The organism is Flavobacterium sp. DG1-102-2 (assembly GCF_033042555.1).
GTDB lineage: Bacteria > Bacteroidota > Bacteroidia > Flavobacteriales > Flavobacteriaceae > Flavobacterium.
On the sequence record NZ_JAWLIK010000001.1, the window covers coordinates 709,680 to 728,353 of the forward strand.

Annotated in this window: 13 protein-coding genes; 6 read left to right on the top strand and 7 right to left on the bottom strand. The window is 39.9% G+C overall.

What is annotated here, in order from left to right; translation table 11 throughout:
• The first annotated feature begins 3 nt into the window (after positions 1–3).
• Genes kdpA through R1T16_RS03145 form a run of 6 tightly spaced genes read left to right on the top strand, consistent with a single transcriptional unit; the run spans position 4 to position 8,600 of the window.
• On the top strand, positions 4–1,692 hold the full coding sequence (gene kdpA, locus R1T16_RS03120; RefSeq protein ID WP_317499601.1) for a potassium-transporting ATPase subunit KdpA: 1,689 nt from the start codon (positions 4–6) through the stop codon (positions 1,690–1,692).
• A 9-nt stretch (positions 1,693–1,701) separates the two neighbouring features.
• Positions 1,702–3,735 (top strand): potassium-transporting ATPase subunit KdpB, encoded by a 2,034-nt coding sequence (gene kdpB / locus R1T16_RS03125; protein WP_317499602.1) that lies wholly within the window; start codon positions 1,702–1,704, stop codon positions 3,733–3,735.
• A gap of 10 nt (positions 3,736–3,745) precedes the next feature.
• Positions 3,746–4,312, top strand: coding sequence for a K(+)-transporting ATPase subunit C (locus tag R1T16_RS03130; protein ID WP_317499603.1), 567 nt, complete (start codon positions 3,746–3,748; stop codon positions 4,310–4,312).
• 60 nt (positions 4,313–4,372) lie between these two features.
• Positions 4,373–5,749: an outer membrane beta-barrel protein gene (locus R1T16_RS03135; protein WP_317499604.1), complete on the top strand. Its 1,377-nt coding sequence runs from the start codon at positions 4,373–4,375 to the stop codon at positions 5,747–5,749.
• A gap of 2 nt (positions 5,750–5,751) precedes the next feature.
• A complete protein-coding gene (locus R1T16_RS03140) occupies positions 5,752–6,879 on the top strand; it encodes a sensor protein KdpD (protein ID WP_317499605.1) in 1,128 nt (375 codons plus the stop codon).
• A 2-nt stretch (positions 6,880–6,881) separates the two neighbouring features.
• The gene (locus R1T16_RS03145) at positions 6,882–8,600 is read left to right on the top strand and encodes an ATP-binding protein (RefSeq protein ID WP_317499606.1); all 1,719 of its coding nucleotides are present in this window, start codon (positions 6,882–6,884) and stop codon (positions 8,598–8,600) included.
• 2 nt (positions 8,601–8,602) lie between these two features.
• Here the strand turns inward: R1T16_RS03145 and R1T16_RS03150 are convergent, their stop codons facing one another.
• The 7 genes from R1T16_RS03150 to R1T16_RS03180 all read right to left on the bottom strand — a co-directional run bounded on the left by R1T16_RS03150 (position 8,603) and on the right by R1T16_RS03180 (position 18,662).
• Entirely contained in the window at positions 8,603–9,106 is a 504-nt protein-coding gene (locus R1T16_RS03150; protein ID WP_317499607.1) for a methylated-DNA--[protein]-cysteine S-methyltransferase, read from the bottom strand.
• 51 nt (positions 9,107–9,157) lie between these two features.
• Positions 9,158–10,195, bottom strand: coding sequence for a LacI family DNA-binding transcriptional regulator (locus R1T16_RS03155; RefSeq protein ID WP_317499608.1), 1,038 nt, complete (start codon positions 10,193–10,195; stop codon positions 9,158–9,160).
• A 216-nt stretch (positions 10,196–10,411) separates the two neighbouring features.
• Positions 10,412–13,513 carry a CusA/CzcA family heavy metal efflux RND transporter gene (locus tag R1T16_RS03160; protein ID WP_317499609.1) on the bottom strand — a complete coding sequence of 1,034 codons (3,102 nt, stop codon included), beginning with the start codon at positions 13,511–13,513 and terminating at the stop codon, positions 10,412–10,414.
• Between the two features lie 11 nt (positions 13,514–13,524).
• The gene (locus R1T16_RS03165) at positions 13,525–14,619 is read right to left on the bottom strand and encodes an efflux RND transporter periplasmic adaptor subunit (RefSeq protein ID WP_317499610.1); all 1,095 of its coding nucleotides are present in this window, start codon (positions 14,617–14,619) and stop codon (positions 13,525–13,527) included.
• Positions 14,619–15,884: a TolC family protein gene (locus R1T16_RS03170; RefSeq protein WP_317499611.1), complete on the bottom strand. Its 1,266-nt coding sequence runs from the start codon at positions 15,882–15,884 to the stop codon at positions 14,619–14,621. The genes R1T16_RS03165 and R1T16_RS03170 overlap by 1 nt, the downstream gene beginning before the upstream one ends.
• Before the next feature lie 138 nt (positions 15,885–16,022).
• A complete protein-coding gene (locus tag R1T16_RS03175) occupies positions 16,023–16,412 on the bottom strand; it encodes a hypothetical protein (protein WP_317499612.1) in 390 nt (129 codons plus the stop codon).
• 234 nt (positions 16,413–16,646) lie between these two features.
• Complete coding sequence (locus R1T16_RS03180) at positions 16,647–18,662, bottom strand: glycoside hydrolase family 97 protein (protein ID WP_317499613.1); 2,016 nt, start codon at positions 18,660–18,662, stop codon at positions 16,647–16,649.
• Positions 18,663–18,674: the final 12 nt, after the last annotated feature.

Genomic DNA, 18,674 nt, shown 5'->3' on the forward strand with positions numbered 1-18,674 from the left:
GCAATGAACACCGAAATCTTAGGCATTATACTAATGTTTGCCCTTACACTGCTGCTGGCAATTCCTTTTGGAAAATACATAGCGCGCGTTTACCAGGGCAGCAACACTTTTCTTGATCCTGTTTTTAATCCGATCGAAAAATTGTTTTACCGCGCCAGCGGCATAGACCACACTGAGGAAATGGGATGGAAAAGACACCTAAAAATTCTACTTTCTATAAACTTTATTTGGTTTATTTGGGGAATGACAGTGCTGATGTGCCAGGGATGGCTTCCTCTCAATCCGGACAGTAATCCGAATATGACAGCCGACCTGGCCTTTAACACCTCCGTATCTTTTGTAGTTAACTGTAACTTGCAGCATTACTCCGGCGAAACAGGATTAAGCTATTTGTCGCAATTATTCCTAATGTTCTTACAGTTTGTATCAGCAGGAACAGGGCTTGCTGCCGCTGCCATATTGTTTAACGCCTTAAAAGAAAGGACAACCGAAACACTGGGTAACTTTTATGTGTACTTTATTAAATCGTGTACACGCATATTACTACCCTTATCTATCATAACTGCTGTTATCTTAATGGTTAACGGTACGCCAATGACATTTGACGGAAAGCAGGATATGCTAACCATGGAAGGCAAAACCGTACAGGTATCTACAGGGCCGGTGGCTGCATTAACAGCGATAAAACACATCGGCACAAATGGCGGCGGCTTCTTCGGGACCAACTCGGCCCATCCGTTTGAAAACCCAAATTACTTTACCAATATCATAGAGATGACCGCACAGATGATTGTGCCGTTTGCCATGATATTTACTCTTGGATTTTACCTGAAAAGAAAAAAACTGGCTTTAATGATATTTGGCGTTATGACAGTCGGTTTCCTGCTGCTAACGATACCAACGGTCATGGCCGAAATGAATGGGAATCCCGCGCTGAGCCAAATGGGTATTGATACTTCGGCAGGAGCTACAGAAGGAAAAGAGACACGGTTTGGCGCAGCCGCTTCCGGCTACTGGAGCATTGCTACCACTGTAATATCTACGGGGTCTGTAAACTCTATGCACGACAGTGCCATGCCAGTATCAGGCCTGTCTCAATTACTGGCCATGATGGTAAACTGCTTTTATGGTGGCTGCGGCGTAGGCATCCTTAACTTCTACATATTTATTATACTGGCAGTCTTTATAAGCGGGCTCATGGTGGGCAGGACACCGGAATTTTTGGGTAAAAAGATAGAAGCCCGCGAAATGAAGATTGCCATGATAATTGCGTTGCTGCATACACTCCTTATCCTTTCGGGTACAGCGTTAAGCACTGCATTGCCGGAGTATGGCGCAAGCACGCTTAACAATCCTGGCTTTCATGGCTTTAGCGAGATACTATATGAATTCACCTCATCTTCCGCCAATAACGGCAGCGGCTTTGAAGGCCTTGGCGACAATAACCTCTGGTGGAATATTTCTACCGGAATCGTATTACTGCTATCACGCTTCCTGCCTATCATCGGCCCGATAGCTATTGCGGGTATACTGGCTTCTAAAAAGCATATCCCGGAAAGTTCAGGTACACTGAAAACAGACACCTCAACCTTTGGACTAATGGTATTTGCAGTAATTTTCATCATCGCTGCACTATCCTTCTTCCCTGCCCTGGCCCTTGGCCCAATAGCCGAATACTTTTCACCAGCTTAATATAATTGTATGAAAAATAATAAATCACTGTTTCAGAAAGAACTGGTGCTTGAAGCATTAAAACAGTCTTTTGTGAAACTGAACCCTAAGAGCCTTTCCCGTAACCCAATTATGTTTACGGTAGAGATAGGCACTGCAGTTATGCTGTGCGTATGCCTATGGATACTTAGCGGTGAACAGGGACAGGGAAGTTTTGCCTATAACTTTGTAATATTCCTTGTCCTCCTGTTTACGTTGTTGTTTGCCAATTTTGCCGAGGCTATCGCCGAGGCACGTGGCAAAGCACAGGCGGACAGCCTTAGAAAAACCCGTGAAGAAACCCCGGCTAAAAAGATATTTCCTGTGGGTGAAGTGTATGTAGACGAAGTAAATATTGTGCCCTCTTCTACCCTTATTAAAGGAGATGTTTTTATCTGCGAAGCGGGAGATATTATCCCAACCGATGGTGAGATCATTAAAGGGCTCGCTACTATTGACGAAAGCGCCATTACTGGTGAGAGCGCCCCTGTAATACGTGAAGCGGGAGGCGATAAAAGTTCGGTTACCGGTGGTACAAAAGTATTATCAGATAAGATAACCGTAAAGGTTACAACCAATGCAGGAGAAAGCTTTCTTGATAAAATGATTGCCCTTGTAGAAGGTGCAAGCAGGCAGAAAACGCCAAATGAGATCGCACTAACTATATTATTAGCAGGCTTTACCCTTGTTTTCATAATAGTTTGCATCACCCTTAAGCCTTTTGCCGATTTTGCCCACGCGCCTATTACCATAGCTGCTTTCATTTCGCTGTTCGTTTGCCTTATACCTACTACCATAGGAGGACTGCTATCAGCCATTGGTATAGCAGGTATGGACAGGGCATTGCGTGCCAATGTAATTACTAAATCAGGTAAAGCGGTTGAAACTGCCGGAGATATAGATGTATTGCTTTTGGATAAAACCGGGACGATAACTATAGGTAACCGTAAGGCTACACATTTCTACGCTGCCGATGGTGTGACCGAAAAACATTTTATTGAGGCAGCTGTATTAAGCTCGCTGGCGGATGAAACCCCTGAAGGCAAAAGCATTATAGAGCTTGCGGGTGTAGATCCTAACTTTAAAGTAAAAGACTCTGTGTTCATAAAATTCACAGCTGAAACAAGAAGCTCAGGTGTTGATACCGATGGTAAGAGAATTCGTAAAGGCGCTTCAGATGCCATGAAAAACCTGGTGGAAAAACACGGTAATCTTTATCCTGATATGGTAGCTAAAAAAGTGGCAAAAATATCAGGTAAAGGCGGAACACCACTGGTTGTCACCGAAAATGAAAAGGTGCTGGGCGTTATAGAACTCCAGGACATTATTAAAACGGGTATTCAGGAGCGTTTTGAAAGGCTGCGTAAAATGGGTGTAAAAACGGTAATGGTTACGGGCGATAATCCGCTAACTGCCAAATTTATTGCCGAAAAAGCAGGTGTGGATGATTTTATAGCCGAAGCAAAGCCTGAAGACAAAATGAACTACATAAAAGATGAGCAGGCAAAAGGTAAGCTGGTTGCCATGATGGGTGATGGTACTAATGACGCCCCTGCGCTTGCCCAGGCCGATGTGGGCGTTGCGATGAACAGCGGAACGCAGGCTGCAAAAGAAGCCGGCAATATGGTAGACCTTGATAATGACCCTACCAAACTTATTGAAATAGTAGAAATAGGCAAACAGCTGCTAATGACACGCGGTACGTTGACCACCTTTAGCATTGCTAATGACGTTGCCAAGTACTTTGCCATTATCCCGGCACTGTTTATAGCCGCTATTCCTGCGCTACAGGGACTTAATATTATGCACCTGCACAGCCCTGAAAGCGCCATACTATCGGCCGTACTATTTAATGCAATAATTATCCCGTTCCTTATTCCGCTGGCGCTTAAAGGCGTTGCTTATAAACCTATTGGGGCATCGGCATTATTGAGGCGAAACCTATTTATCTATGGACTCGGAGGTGTAATCGTTCCATTCATCGGCATAAAAATTATAGACGTTGCCGTGGCTTTCTTCATCTAAAATTAAAATCATGAAAAATATATTTTTACAAACCCTGAAGCTCACTGTTATATGTATTGTTTGCTTCTCGGGAATATATACCGCAATAATATACGGCGTTGCACAGGCAATGCCCAACCGTGGTAAAGGCGAAACGATTTCGGCTAACGGAAAAACATATTATGCCAACATTGGGCAGGAGTTTAAAAGTGAGGGTTACTTTAATGCTAGACCATCGGCGGTGGCATACAATGCCGCCGGTTCCGGTGGCAGCAACAAAGGCCCGTCTAACCCTGAATATCTTGCCGATGCACAAAAAAGGATAGACAGTATACTTTCTCAAAACCCTGATATGCAAAAGAAAGACATTCCTGTAGAAATGGTAACGGCAAGCGCCAGCGGGCTTGATCCTCACATCTCGGTACTATCGGCTAAATTCCAGATGAAAAGAATCGCTAAAGCGAGAAATATAAAAGTAGCCGAACTGGAAACCCTTATAGAAAACAATACAGATAAACCATTACTAAGGTTATTTGGCCCGGAAAAAATAAACGTATTGAAACTAAATATCGCTTTAGATAAGTTGGCAAACAAATAATATTAAATCAAACCCCTCCTGCAAGGTTTTCAAACAAATTAAAAACAAATAAACATTCTCATGAAAGCAATTAGCACAGTTGTACTACTATTTATTACTGTAATGGCCGTACAGGCTCAGGACACCATAACTAAAAAAGTTCCTTTTGACGGTATGGACCTAACATGGATAAACGGACAGAACAGACAGAAAAATTTTCCGCTAACATTAAAAGACAAGGATGGCGAAACAATACTTACAGGCGTAACTTATCTTGATGCCTACTATAATTATAACTTTGCTAACCCGACTGATAACACCCAAACCATATCATCTACAATTGGTCGTCATAATGAGTTTACTTTAAATTTAGCTAGTATTGGTCTTGAAACCAATTACAAAAACATTATTGGCCGTGTGTGGCTTCAATACGGGCAGATGGGATCTATTGTTAACGATCTTGACGGATCTGTAAACAGAGGCCGTAACACGAGCATCTATAACCTAAAATATATCCGTGAGGCAGCAGCAGGATACCATTTTAATACTTGGTATGGCATCAATGTAGAGATGGGTATATTTATGAGTTACATTGGCTTAGAGAGTTATGTAACCCAGGAAAACTGGAGCTACCAGAGAAGTATGCTGTGTGACTTTACTCCTTTCTATTTTACAGGTGCACGCGTTCAGGTACATCCTTCTAAAAATCTTAGGACTGAATTATGGCTGCTAAACGGATGGCAAAGCTACAACAGCTTTAGTAAAGGCCCGGGTCTTGGAAGCTCAACCTATTATCGCCCGAGCGAGAATCTCCAGTTAGTTGCTAACTTCTATTTAGGTCGCGATACGCAAAATCCCGATACAGAAGGTAACCAGTCTGAAAGGGTTCGTTTTCACCATGACAATAGTATAGTAGGTCGTTACTACAAGAATCCTGAGTCTAAAGGAATTTCGCAGGCGGCATTCAGCCTTAACTCCCACTACGGTTTCCAGAGTAACGATCAGGAGGGCGACATCGTAAAAGCAAAGGACAACTTTATGATAGGTACATCGTTGGCTAACCGTGTATGGTTCAATAAAAATAAAATGGCGGTAACACTAAGGGCTGATTATATGACAAATCAATCGGTAGTTAATGGTGTAAATGTTTCACCTTACCTTGCCTTTACTCCTGCCACTACAGGCGATGTACCCAACAATTATGATAGTGCTATTGCCAATGGCGACAAGCTGAAGATATTTCAGTTTACCACTACTTTTGATATTATGCCAAGCGATTTTGTAACATTTAGGTTAGAATATGGATACCGTAACGCAAGCGTGCCTTACTTTACAGGCAGCGGCGGAACAACATCGGCAAGTGGATGGACAAACGGCCCAACAGGTACTACGCCCTGGGCTGCAGATTTAAAGAAAAGCGAAAACAGAATTACCCTTGCAGTTAACTTCAGGTTATAAACGTGGACAGTGAAAAAGAAAATAATGTAAAACATTTTCTCGACCTGATCCAGAAATCGAGAAAAGGTAAGTTTAAGGTCTACATCGGCATGAGTGCCGGTGTAGGCAAAACTTTTCGTATGCTACAGGAAGCGCATACCTTACTGCGCAATGGCATTGATGTTAAAATAGGCTTTATTGAAACCCATAACCGCAAAGAGACACACGATCTTTTAGACGGATTGCCAATAGTGCCCAAACGCTCTATTTTCTACAAAGGCAAATACCTCGAGGAAATGGATGTGCAGGCTATAATAAACCTTCGTCCTGAAGTAGTAGTGGTGGATGAACTGGCACATACCAATATTGAGGGCAGCAAAAATGAAAAACGCTGGCAGGATGTAATTGACATAATTGACGCAGGTATCAATGTGATTAGCGCTGTAAACATTCAGCATATTGAAAGCCTTAATGATGACATAAAAGAAATTACCGGTGTTGAGGTTAAGGAAAGAATACCTGATAGCGTACTTAAAGCCGCTGATGAGGTGGTAAACATTGACCTCACTGCCGATGAATTGATTACACGTTTAAAAGAAGGTAAGATCTACACGCCCGATAAAATACAATCGGCTCTGTCTAACTTTTTTAAAGCAGAGCATATCCTACAACTGCGCGAACTTGCTCTTAAAGAGGTAGCCAGCCAGGTGGAACGAAAAGTAGAAAGCGAGATTACGGGTATAGCTAATTTTAAACAGGAACGTTTTATGGCCTGCATAAGCAGTAATCATAACACAGCTAAAAAAGTGATACGTAAAACAGCCCGACTTGCCAATTATTACCACAGCAAATGGTTTTTACTTTATGTAGAACTGCCGCATGAAAGCAGCGACAGGATTGCGCTCGACAAACAACGCCACCTTATAAACAACTTTAAGCTGGCAACCGAACTGGGAGCAGAAATAATAAGAATTCAGCATACAAAAATAGCCACAGCCATTATAGAACAGGCCGAAGCACGTAGGGCAACCACGATATGTGTTGGCAAACCGCACCTTACTTTATTTAAAGTTATCTTGTCTACAAACATTTTTAAGGAATTGCTAAATAAACTATCTTCGAGTGAGATTGACCTCATCATTTTGTCCTGATCATGAAAATTAAAACAAAACTCATTATAGCCGTCAGCCTGTTATTCCTGATGATAACAGTGCTTTCTGCCATTGGCATCCGACAGGTAAACGTATTGGCCGGCGAAACCAAAAACATATTAACGGACAACTACCATTCGCTTGATTATTCACGTAATATGTACAAGATTCTTGATGAACAGGAAACCGGGCCCGATCTCCAAAAGTTCAGGGTATTTCTTGAAAAACAACAACAAAATGTTACTGAAGTCGGCGAAAGTGAAATAACATCAGACCTGACAGAACATTTTGCTGCCTTTGAAAAATATCCCAAAGACACTATACTGCTTGAAAAAGTAAGAGCCGATCTTAACGCCATCATGAAACTCAACATGGACGCTATTCAGCGGAAAAGCAATTCGGCAGATAAGACAGCAGATGATTCTATTGTATGGATGTCGCTGGTAAGTTCGTTTTGTTTCATTATTGGCTTTACGCTTATCATTAACCTACCAGGTTATATAGCCAACCCGATACGCGACCTTACAGAAAGTATCCGCCAGATTGCTGCTAAAAACTATTCGCAACGCCTATACTTTAAAGGACATGATGAGTTTACTACACTGGCAAAATCGTTTAACTCAATGGCAGAGAAGCTTCAGGAGTATAATGCCAGTGATTTCGCCAAACTGATGATGGAAAAGAAACGTATAGAAACGCTTATAAACACTCTACACGACCCTGTAATCGGCCTTGATGAAAGAAACAGGATACTTTTTATTAATGAAGCTGCATTGAAAGTCTCCGGGCTAACCAATGAAGACCTTACAGGTAAACAAGCTGAAGAAATTGCACTGCATAATGACCTGATGCGATCGCTATTGCAGCACTTGGTATCGGATGACAGTAAAAACGAAACCCTAAAGATATACTCTGATAATAAAGAAAGCTATTTTGAAAAACAGATTGTAAACATTGGTATAATACCAACCGGCGAAACCGAGAAGAAAGAAATTGGCTCGTTTATTATATTAAGGAACATTACACCCTACAAGGAACTTGATGCCGCAAAAACCAATTTTATAGCAACAGTATCGCACGAATTCAAAACACCAATAGCTTCTATGAAGATGAGCCTTCAATTGCTGGAAAATGAACGCACCGGCAATTTAAATCGCGAGCAAAAAGAATTAATAGGTGGATTAAAAGATGATGCCGAAAGACTCTTACGCACCACGGGAGAATTGCTTAACATAACACAGGTGGAAACAGGAAAATCAGAATTAAAAATAGAGTCTTGTGATGTTTCTGAAATTGTAGATGACGCTGTCTTAGCAACTCAAAAGCTGGCTAAACAAAAAACAATTATTATACAGGATTACCTTGAAAACAGTTTACCTGATATAATATCTGACAAAGAAAAAGCTACCTGGATAATTTCTAATCTGCTTTCGAATGCTGTACGTTATTCTTATGAAAATTCCTCAATAGAAATCAAAAATAAAATTATGCCGTTGCATGTTGAGGTACATATAACAGATCACGGCGTAGGTATAGACCCGCAATTTCAGGATAAGGTATTTGATAAATACTTTCGGGTGCCGGGTACAGAAAAAGAAGGTACAGGTCTTGGACTTGCAATAAGTAAAGAGTTTGTAGATGCTATGGGAGGTTATATATCCTTAGTAAGTGCGCTAGGCAGTGGTAGTACATTTATAGTAGGGTTCAGAAGAAATGCATAACGTTACCAAAGTGTCGGGTTTTTAAACGATGACTCAATATGCAGTAGTCGCGCTTTATTTTCAAGGCCTCCTGCAAAACCGGTCAATTTACCGGACGCTCCAATTACACGATGGCATGGAGCAATAATAGAGATAGGATTTTTACCATTAGCGGCGCCTACCGCCCTCACTGCATTTATATCACCTAACTGCCTGGCTATATCTCCATAGGTTCGGGTTTCGCCAAAAGGAATTTTAAGCAGTTCCAACCAAACCTTTTTTTGAAATTCAGTTCCGGTAAAATCAAGAGGAATGGTAAATACATATCGTTGCTGTAAAAAATATTCACTAAGTTGCTTTTCAGTTTCGAGAAGTACAGAATGATTGTTATCCTCAATACTGTCTGTACCTGTTTTTACTCGCTCAGGGTTATCATTTTCCCATAGTATGGCAACAAGGCCCTTCTCGCCTGCAATAAGCTTTAATTCTCCTACAGGGGTTTTAATAAATTTATGATAATACAGCATAACCGCGAAAATTTTTATAAAATTAAAGAATTTGCAGCTAGCAGCACCTTATTATTTTAAGCGCCTCTTTTCAGTTGAAGACTCTCTTACTTTTAGTTCTGCTTTTAATACGATTTTTTGAGTATCTTCTTTTACGTCTTTCTTTTTGAGGAGTTGAAGCATCACTTCCATAAGTTCGGTACCAATTTGCCACATTGGTTGGGCAACAGCTGTTATTGTTGGGCTAAAGATTCTGAAAAGGTCGTTATCGTCAAAGGTTACTATCCCCAGATCATCTATTAACTGCGGGCTCTCGTTCTTAAATACTTCAAGCCCTAAAAGGGCTAAATAGTTAGTAGCAAAAAAAACAGCATCAGGTTTAGCAGCATTCTTTACAAAATCTGTAATAAGTTTTTTTCCTGCCTCTGTTCCCGCCTGTGTAAAGGGTACAAATACTACTTCCGGAGCTAGGCCGGCTTCATTTACAGCCCTCTTATAACCTGCAAGGCGATCCAGCATTTGTGTCTGTTCTGTATCAGTGGTTATAAAAGTTATATTTTTATATTTATTGTCAATAAGATGTTTTGTTGCAGTGTAAGAAGCTTCTTCATTGTCAATAACCACAACATTACTTTCAAGGTCTTCAAAATACCTATCCAGCAATACAACAGGAATATTATCATCTATGAGTTGTCTTACTGTTTCTTTTATACCTGCCGAAGGAACTATTATGAAGCCATCTACCTGCCTGAAGTTGAATACCTCAATAAGATCATTAGATTTATCATCATCATTTTCATTACTGCAAAAAATCACCTTATACCCTTTTTCATATGCTATATCCTCGATACTCCTTGCAAGGTTAGCAAAGAAGCTGTTAGATATATCTTCTACCATAAATACAAGAATCTTCGATTTACCTGTACGAAGGCTCTGTGCGATCTGGTTAGGCCGATAATTTATCGCTGCAGCATAATCAAGTACTTTTTTTGTAAGCTCTTTAGAAATATGTTTCTCTTCTGCCTTACCATTAAGTATAAAAGAAACAGATGTAACTGAAATACTTAGCGCATCTGCAATATCCTTTATTGAAACTCTTTTCTTTTTCATAGACAAACGGATAAAAATTAAAATTTATATAATTTTTAAGAAAAACACTTCAACAAATATAATAAAAGTTATGTAAACGCCCCTTTTATTGATTATTCCATATAATTTAATTTATATAATTGACAATATAGTATCAATATTAAAATGGAAACCCGACCGAAACATTACATTCCGGCCGGGCTTCACTTAACAAAAACCAAATCTAAAAATCTATCGTTATTCCATCATTTTCTGATGTTTTTTTCGCATTGCCCAGTAGAAGAAATTAGGGAAAACCAAAAGTGTAAATACAGTCGCAGTTACTAAACCACCAATGATTGATACCGCTAATGGTTTCTGGGATTCTGAACCGATACCTGTGGACAACGCTGCCGGCATAAGCCCAATAGCTGCCATGAGTGCCGTCATTACAACCGGCCTTGTCCTTGATTTCACGCCCTCAATAATCGACTCATGAAGTGACATCTTGCTCTTAAGATTCGTATGGAATTCCGAAACGAGGATAACGCCATTCTGGATACATATACCCAGCAATGCGATAAACCCTACCCCTGCCGAAATACCAAAATTGATACCCGTAATATGAAGTGCCAGTATACCGCCTATTACAGCAAATGGTACATTGACAAGGACCAGTAGCGAATCTTTTATATTACCAAACATTATGAACAGCAAGACAAATATCAAAACCAATGATATTGGAACTACCTGAGCCAGTTTAGCACTCGCCCTAATCTGGTTCTCATATTCACCCGTCCATCCTATAGAATAGCCCTCAGGAATCTTAACTGCTTTAACCTTAGCCTGTGCATCAGCAATTGTGCTTCCAAGGTCACGGTCACGAACAGAGAATTTGACACCTATAAAACGTTTGGTATTATCCCGGTAAATAAGTGCCGGGCCTGTTTCTGTGCTAAGCTGCGCTATCTCTTTAAGCGGCACTTTAGTTCCGCGAAGCGTAGGCACCATAAGGTTCATGATATCCTGTTCATCTTTACGGTAATCTTTCTGGTAACGCAGCCTGATGTCAAATTTCTTTTCGCCTTCATATTTCTGCGTTGCTGTTTTACCGCCAATTGCCATTTCTATTATACTTTGCGCATCTTGTTTCTGTACACCATATAGCGCCATTTTTTCTTCATCAAACTTAACGCTTATGCCCGGCTGACCAAGATTACGAAGTACACCTACATCTTTAACACCATCAACGTGTTTGATCTTTTCCATCACCTGATTGGCAAGCTTATCAAGTTCTTCTAAGTCATCTCCATATATCTTGACAGCATTAGACGCTTTAAATCCTGCAACGGCCTCAGCCACGTTATCTACAACAGGCTGTGAGTAATTCCATGTAATACCCTGATAGCGACTGAGCTTATGGTTCATTTCCTCGATAAGTTCATCCTGAGATACTCCCCTTGTCCATTCATCCTTTGGCTTAAGGTCCACCTGAAACTGAAGGAAGCCAAATCCATTTGGATCGGTACCATCATTACTACGTCCTGTTTGCGACAATACATCGTCAACTTCAGGAAATTCTTTTAACTCCTTTCGGATGATCTTCGCCATTTTTACACTTTCGGTAAGCGAATTACTAATCGGTAACTCTGCGGTAACCCAAAGCGCACCCTCATTAAGAGGCGGTAGAAATTCTGATCCCAGGAACCTTGTAGAAAACAGGGTTAGCCCTAATACTATCAATGAAATGATGATAGATATCTTCTTGTGTTTAAAAGTAATATTGAAACCTTTAGTAACTATTTTATTAAAGAACTCAACAAATACATTGTGTTTCTCTTTTACATTTTTGTTCAGTAAAATAGAACACAATAAAGGTACAAGGGTCAATGTAAATAATAATGCTCCAAGCAGCGCAAAACCTAATGTCCATGCCAATGGAGAGAACATTTTGCCTTCTACTTTCTCAAATGAAAATATTGGCAGTAATGCAGAGATTATGATCAGTTTACTAAAAAAGATCGCTATACCAAGTTTAGTTCCCGCTTTTCTTATAAGTCCAAGTTTAGAAAGCTTATTGTAACGTTCAGGCCCTATTTTATGCTGGAGCTGGTCTAAGGTCACAAAGAGCCCTTCGACCATGACGACGGCACCATCTATGATAATACCAAAGTCAACCGCACCAAGTGAAAGCAGGTTGGCACTCATTCCTTTCAGCTTAAGGCATAAAAACGCAAACAGCAGTGCAAGCGGAATAATTATGGAAACGATTACCGTAGTACGCCAGTCGGCCATAAATAAAAACACAATAACGGTAACCAGGATAATACCTTCAACAAGGTTGTGCGTTACAGTATGTGTACAGTACTCCATAAGCCTGTCACGGTCATAAAATGTTTCCATTTTTACATCCTTAGGCAGTACATTTTCCTGAACATATTCAATTTTCTCTTTGAGGCGGGCCAATACTTCAGACGGGTTTTCGTTTTTACGCATTACTACAATACCCTCAACAACGTCATCATTGCCATTAAGACCTGCCTGCCCAACACGCGGAATATTAGATTCAGTCACCTTAGCAATATTCTTAATAAGAATTGGGTTACCGTCAGATTGTGCAACGATTGTATTTTCAATATCTGCACGCGAATCAAGTAAGCCTACACCGCGCACTACATACGCCTGGCCATTTTTCTCAATAATATCGCCACCTACATTTACGTTGGCTTTGCTTATCGCCTCATACACTTCAGGAGATGTCAATTCATATTTTTGCAGTAAGATAGGGTCTATTTCTACCTCGTATGTTTTTTCGCGTCCGCCAAAAGCCACAACATCAGCGATACCCGGTACAGCTCTTAATTGTCTGTCTATAACCCAGTTTTGTATGGTAAGAAGCTCACGTGTGTCTTTCTCTTTACTATTTAATGTATACCTAAAAATTTCGCCTGTAGGCCCATAAGGAGGCTGAACTTCAGGGTCTACGTCATCAGGCAGCTGCACGTTCTTAAGCTGATTATTAACCTGCTGACGGGCAAAAAAATCGTCTACATCGTCATCAAAAATTATCTTTATCACAGAAAGCCCAAACATGGTAACACTACGCACATTTTCTTTTTTCTGTACCGAGTTCATTGCAATCTCAACCGGAGACGTAACAAAACGTTCTACCTCTTCGGCACTTCTACCCGGCCATTGCGTTACAATTATTATCTGTGTGTTGGTAACATCAGGAAATGCCTCAACAGGAATGTTTTTATAGCTTATAATACCTGCAATAACTACTATACCTATCCAAAAAAAGGTAAACAGCTTATTGCGTAGGGAAAACCCTATTATGCCTTTAATTAATTTGTTCATTGCTGTTTAATTTAATCGTTTATAGCGTCGTATATAAGTAAATTGCCTTTCACAATAACTTTCTCTCCCTCTTTAAGGCCGCCTTTGAGATATGTTTTGTCATCAAGTGCCCTGTAGATAGTAACCTCGCGTGTTTCTACATCATCTTTCGCTTTGTATACCATTACAAAGTTTTTGTTTTTGTCAAAAACTACGGCGGCTGATGGCACTGCTATATATTTCTCGTTATCTGAATAATGTACGGTAACTGTAGCATTCATTTCAGGCTTAAGCGATCCGTCATTGTTTGGTACTTTGATAAGTGCTTTTGCTGCCCTTGTTTGTGGATCTATCACGTTAAATATCTTGTCTATTTTACCAGTAATCTTTTTATCAGGATAAGCAATTGTCTGGATGCTTACCTCCTGCCCTTGTTTAATTCGTGCAAGGTCACTTTCGTTGACGTTAGCTAAGACCCATACATTATCAAGCTTTGCGATAGTAAAAACTGCTTCGTCCCTGTTATTGCTAAGCATTTCGTTCGGGCTTATGTCTTTAGCCACCACATAGCCGCTTATTGGCGCATACATATTATAAACCGATCCGCTTTTTAAACGATATATCTTGTTTACTTCGGTCATTCTTTCTTTTTCGGCACGTGCCTTATCAAGCTCTTTCTTTGCCATTACAAGTTCCTTTTCAGACGCAAGTTTTCCGTCATAAAGATCTTTTACACTTTGCAGGTTACGTTCGGCAATGCTAACATCGGCATCGGCATCACTTGTCTGGCTCTGGAAACCTGCGACCTCACTACTCTGAACGCTTGCAAGAAGCTGCCCCTGTTTTACATAGTCTCCAAGTTCTGCTTTAATGCTCATTACGCTCCCGCCTACGGCTGGAAATACCTGAGCCATATTATTATTTTCGGCAGTTACCTTACCAAATAGCCTTATCTCATTTTGTGCATCTTCCATTTTAACATCGGCAAAAGTGCTGGTGTTAAACATAGTATCGCTCATTACAAACTTCTTGTTCTCGTCAGTATGTGTTTCTTCCTTTTTAGAGCAGCTTGTTAGCGCTGCTGTAAATAATGCCGTAAGGAATATATATTTAAATGTTTTCATCATTAAAAGTTATTTGTGCCTGTTACATAATTAATTTGAGCTGCTGCTATTGCCAACTGCTTCTTTACTCTCTCAACTTCAGTTTGTGCTTCATTATATGCTTCAAAAAAATCGGTAAACTCAATCATAGAAACATTACCTTTCTGAAAGTTGGTATTGATACCATTAAACACAGCATCAAAATCATCATTAACCAGAGCGTTTATATTTTTATATTCTTCTACGCTCCTTGTGTAATTTTGATAAGCAGCAAGTGTTTGATTTTGAATCTCAAGCTCTTTGTATGAAACATTCTTTGTTTGTTGTTCCTGCCTAATTTTCGCAGACTGTATGTTACCCCTGTTCCTGTCAAAAATTGGAAGCGGAATACCTATTCCCACATTATATTGATTATTAAAAGCATCTCCCTGCTGGTTATATCCTGCCCTAAGTGTTACATCAGGAATATTTTGTTTTCTCTGTAGCGAAACATTAAGTTTTGCCGATTCTATTTCAAGCTTTGCCTGGTTAAGATCCGGCCTGTTCTCTAATGACTCATTCAGTATCAGGTCATATAGCAACGGTTTCCCTGAATATGCTTTTGCGTCATTTACAGTATAAACTGTCTGTATAACTGTATTAGTTCCTAATAGTATATTAAGCTTAGACTGTTCTTCAATAAGCACTTCTGATTCTTCAGATTTATCATTGTTTATTTTTACATAAACTGATTTAAGCCTTACAAGGTCTTTAAGCGCAATGTTGTTCTTTGCCACCTGGGCTTCATAACTTGTTATAAGCGACTGAAGCCTGCTAAGCAGATTATTATATTTTTCAATAAGTTTCTGCTGATGGTGAAGCGTGTAAAAAGACTGCCATATTTGTAACTGAAGATTTCTGGTAAGATCTGTAAGCTCGGCCTCAGCGATCTTTTTATCCATTTTAGCAATCTCAATCTGCTTACGGCGTTTTCCGCCCATAAGGATAACCTGTTCAAGACCTGCTGCAAAATTGCCGTGATTCCAGCTTGGAAAATATAAATTTTCCTGTCCCTGATAGGCAACCATATCTGCCGTAATTTGCGGGTTCGGATATACTTTAGACTGAATGATCGCAGCACCTGCCCTGTCAATATCATATTGCTGGGCTAAAAGCATAAAGTTGTTCTTGAAGAAAAGTTCCTCCGCCTGTTTTATTGTGAGTGTCACCGGTTCAGTAGTCTGCGCTACACCCACTGCCTGGATAAACAATATAGCTATCCAGCCAAAGAATTTACGTTTAAATTCCATAGGTAAAATTGTGTTTAAATACTATATAGGAAATAATATGCAGGAGTATATGCCAAACATTGAAATAGCATCAATGATAACATAAGGCATGCAAAAGTCTCTCGACAGTATAACTGTCAAGCCAAAAATAAATAGTATTTAAGCCTCGGGCGGCGGGGAAAATATACTCACGAGAGGTGAGTTATATATAGGATTTTTATAACTGATGTCCGGCACTACAATTTTAAAATTTACAACCAGAGGTTCGTTAAATTTTAAAGCTGCAGGCTCTTCAAACATCATTACAAATTTCTTAACGTTGAATTTGTGCGATAGCGGCGTTTTAGAGTGATGTTCGGGTATTGCATTATCAATATTTAAAACATCTTCAAGTACAAGCTCTACAACACTATCCACCTCTTCAAAGTCAGAATCTACTTTGCTGTGTTCAAAAAGAGTGTGAGGGTTATCAATACTAAAGTTGAATATGTGCAATGCCATAAGCACCCACATAATTCTTAAACCTATATGTACCTTGTTAACTCTCATTTGTAATTGCAAAAGTATTACATTAAATTTTATCAAGCACAAATCCTGCCAGAATTATCAATTTTTAATTTTTTGTTAAAATATTTTACTTATAAGTGCAAAATAGTGCTCATAAATACTAAATAAGCTGTTCCCTTAAAACATTACATTTTGTTTTCACGCAAAAAAAGCGGGGCATCCCTGCCCCGCTTACCCAAAAATTAACAAATTACTGAAGTCAATTTTTTCCAATTATTATTTGCTTACCGGTGTAAATTTAATTGCTGTTCCCCCACCTGCTGCCAGGTTTAGGTCAAGAACCGATTTGCTATTCACTTCCTTAGAAGAGATCGTTACAGGCGTTGGATTTGTCTTATAATTAGCCCCTGCACCATCAGCATAGATTTCTGCTTTGTATGTCTTACCTACTTCAAGGAAATCAAGCGATACCGTTAATTTACGTGAATTGCTGTTAGATATAGCGCCTAGGTACCAGCTGTTGCCATCCCAGTCCTTACGCGCTACAGTAACATATTCTCCTATTTTAGAATCAAGCATTTTAGTTTCAGACCACTTGCATGGTACATATTTTACAAACTGGAATTCTTTTTTGCCTTCGTAATTCTTAGGCTCGTCTGATGCCATTTGAAGCGGGCTGTAAATAACTACATAAAGCGCAAGCTGTTTGGCAAGTGTTGTCTGTACTTTTGCTCCTGACGGTGTTTTATAATCAAAATTAAATGTACCCGGCGTAAAATCAAACGGCCCTGCAAGCATCCTTGTAAAAGGTATTATCGTTGTGTGCTCAGGGTTGTTACCCCCATCTGCCGACCATGCATCATATTCCTGACCTCTTGCTCCTTCCTGAGCCATAAGGTTAGGATATGTACGGTTAAGCCCGGTACCTTTTACCGGCTCATGATTATCTATCATGATGTGGTATTTAGCAGCTGTCTCAATAACTTTTCTGTAATGACGAACACCGTATTGACCGTCGTGCCATTCCTTTTTATCAAGAAATTTGTTTACATATCCTGTCTTTACCGTATTAACGCCAAACTTGTTATACATCTTGAATGCCTCATCCATCTGGCTTTCGTAATGTTTAGAAGCTCCGGCAGTTTCATGATGGCCAATAAGGCGTACATTTTTTGATGCAGCATATTTAGTAATCTCTTCTATATCAAAATCAGGATAAGGCTTTACAAAGCTAAATGAACTGCCATCTGCCGTCCAGTCGCCATCCCAGCCAATGTTCCATCCTTCTACAAGAACACCATCCAGCTTATTTTTGGCTGCAAAATCTATGTATTCTTTCGTATTCTTTGTTGTTGCGCCATGCTTAGGCCCCTGGCTCCAGGTATAGTTATCTAAGTGAATACCCCACCATATACCAATATATTTAGAAGTTTCAATCCACGAGGTATCCTCAATTTTTGATGGTTCGTTTAGATTTAGCGTAAGCTGAGATACTGCTAAATCACCCGGTGTTTTACCAACTATGACTGTTCTCCATGGCGTATAAAAAGGTGTTTCTGCATATACCTTAATACCATCTGCCCAAGGCACAAGGTCACTTTTGTATTGATTACCTTTACCTTTAACAAGCGTCATGGATGCGAAGTCTGTAAGGTTTGCCTCGTGTATGGCTACATACAGCTTGTTTTTCATTTCAAAAGTTGCCGGAGTGTTTATGGTATCCGTCTGGCTCATTGGCGACTTTTTGTAATAACTTTCATAGTAGCTGTTTTCGTTATGTACCGGTGTCCACCACACGTCATTATTATCCGCAAAAGTAAATTGCGTTACTTCGTTAGAAATTTTCACTTTACCCAGCTTAGGCTGTTTCGGAAAGTAATACCTAAAACCAAGTCCGTCATCAAATACCCTGAAGATAAGGTCAACAAACCTTTGCTCACCCTTAGCCTCTTTTAAGTGTACAATAAGTTCGTTATGCTTATCGGTCATTTTTCTAAACTCGCCCCATGGCTGTTCCCAGTTTTGGTTTACCAATTTTTGTTCAGTACTAACCACCATAAAACCAGTAGTCATTTTTTCAAGATCCTGAAATTCGAATCCAAGTAATGACGGCTCTATTACTGATTTTCCGTTAGCTTTAAAACGGTATTCAGGCTCGCCCGTTTTAGTGAGGTCAAAAATAAGTTCATTATTTTTTCCCGGAGATTTAATCGTGTACGTTTTTTGGGCACTGCACGACAGCGAGACAAATACTATCGCCGCCAGGCACTGCTTGTAAATTCTGTTTTTCATTCTTTAATATGT

Coding starts and splice junctions, on each gene's coding strand:
- R1T16_RS03160 (WP_317499609.1), bottom strand. CDS start 13,513: ATGAACAAATTAATTAAAGGCATAATAGGGTTTTCCCTACGCAATAAG.
- R1T16_RS03130 (WP_317499603.1), top strand. CDS start 3,746: ATGAAAAATATATTTTTACAAACCCTGAAGCTCACTGTTATATGTATT.
- R1T16_RS03155 (WP_317499608.1), bottom strand. CDS start 10,195: ATGAAAAAGAAAAGAGTTTCAATAAAGGATATTGCAGATGCGCTAAGT.
- R1T16_RS03175 (WP_317499612.1), bottom strand. CDS start 16,412: ATGAGAGTTAACAAGGTACATATAGGTTTAAGAATTATGTGGGTGCTT.
- R1T16_RS03180 (WP_317499613.1), bottom strand. CDS start 18,662: ATGAAAAACAGAATTTACAAGCAGTGCCTGGCGGCGATAGTATTTGTC.
- R1T16_RS03145 (WP_317499606.1), top strand. CDS start 6,882: ATGAAAATTAAAACAAAACTCATTATAGCCGTCAGCCTGTTATTCCTG.
- R1T16_RS03170 (WP_317499611.1), bottom strand. CDS start 15,884: ATGGAATTTAAACGTAAATTCTTTGGCTGGATAGCTATATTGTTTATC.
- R1T16_RS03165 (WP_317499610.1), bottom strand. CDS start 14,619: ATGATGAAAACATTTAAATATATATTCCTTACGGCATTATTTACAGCA.
- kdpB (WP_317499602.1), top strand. CDS start 1,702: ATGAAAAATAATAAATCACTGTTTCAGAAAGAACTGGTGCTTGAAGCA.
- R1T16_RS03150 (WP_317499607.1), bottom strand. CDS start 9,106: ATGCTGTATTATCATAAATTTATTAAAACCCCTGTAGGAGAATTAAAG.
- R1T16_RS03135 (WP_317499604.1), top strand. CDS start 4,373: ATGAAAGCAATTAGCACAGTTGTACTACTATTTATTACTGTAATGGCC.
- kdpA (WP_317499601.1), top strand. CDS start 4: ATGAACACCGAAATCTTAGGCATTATACTAATGTTTGCCCTTACACTG.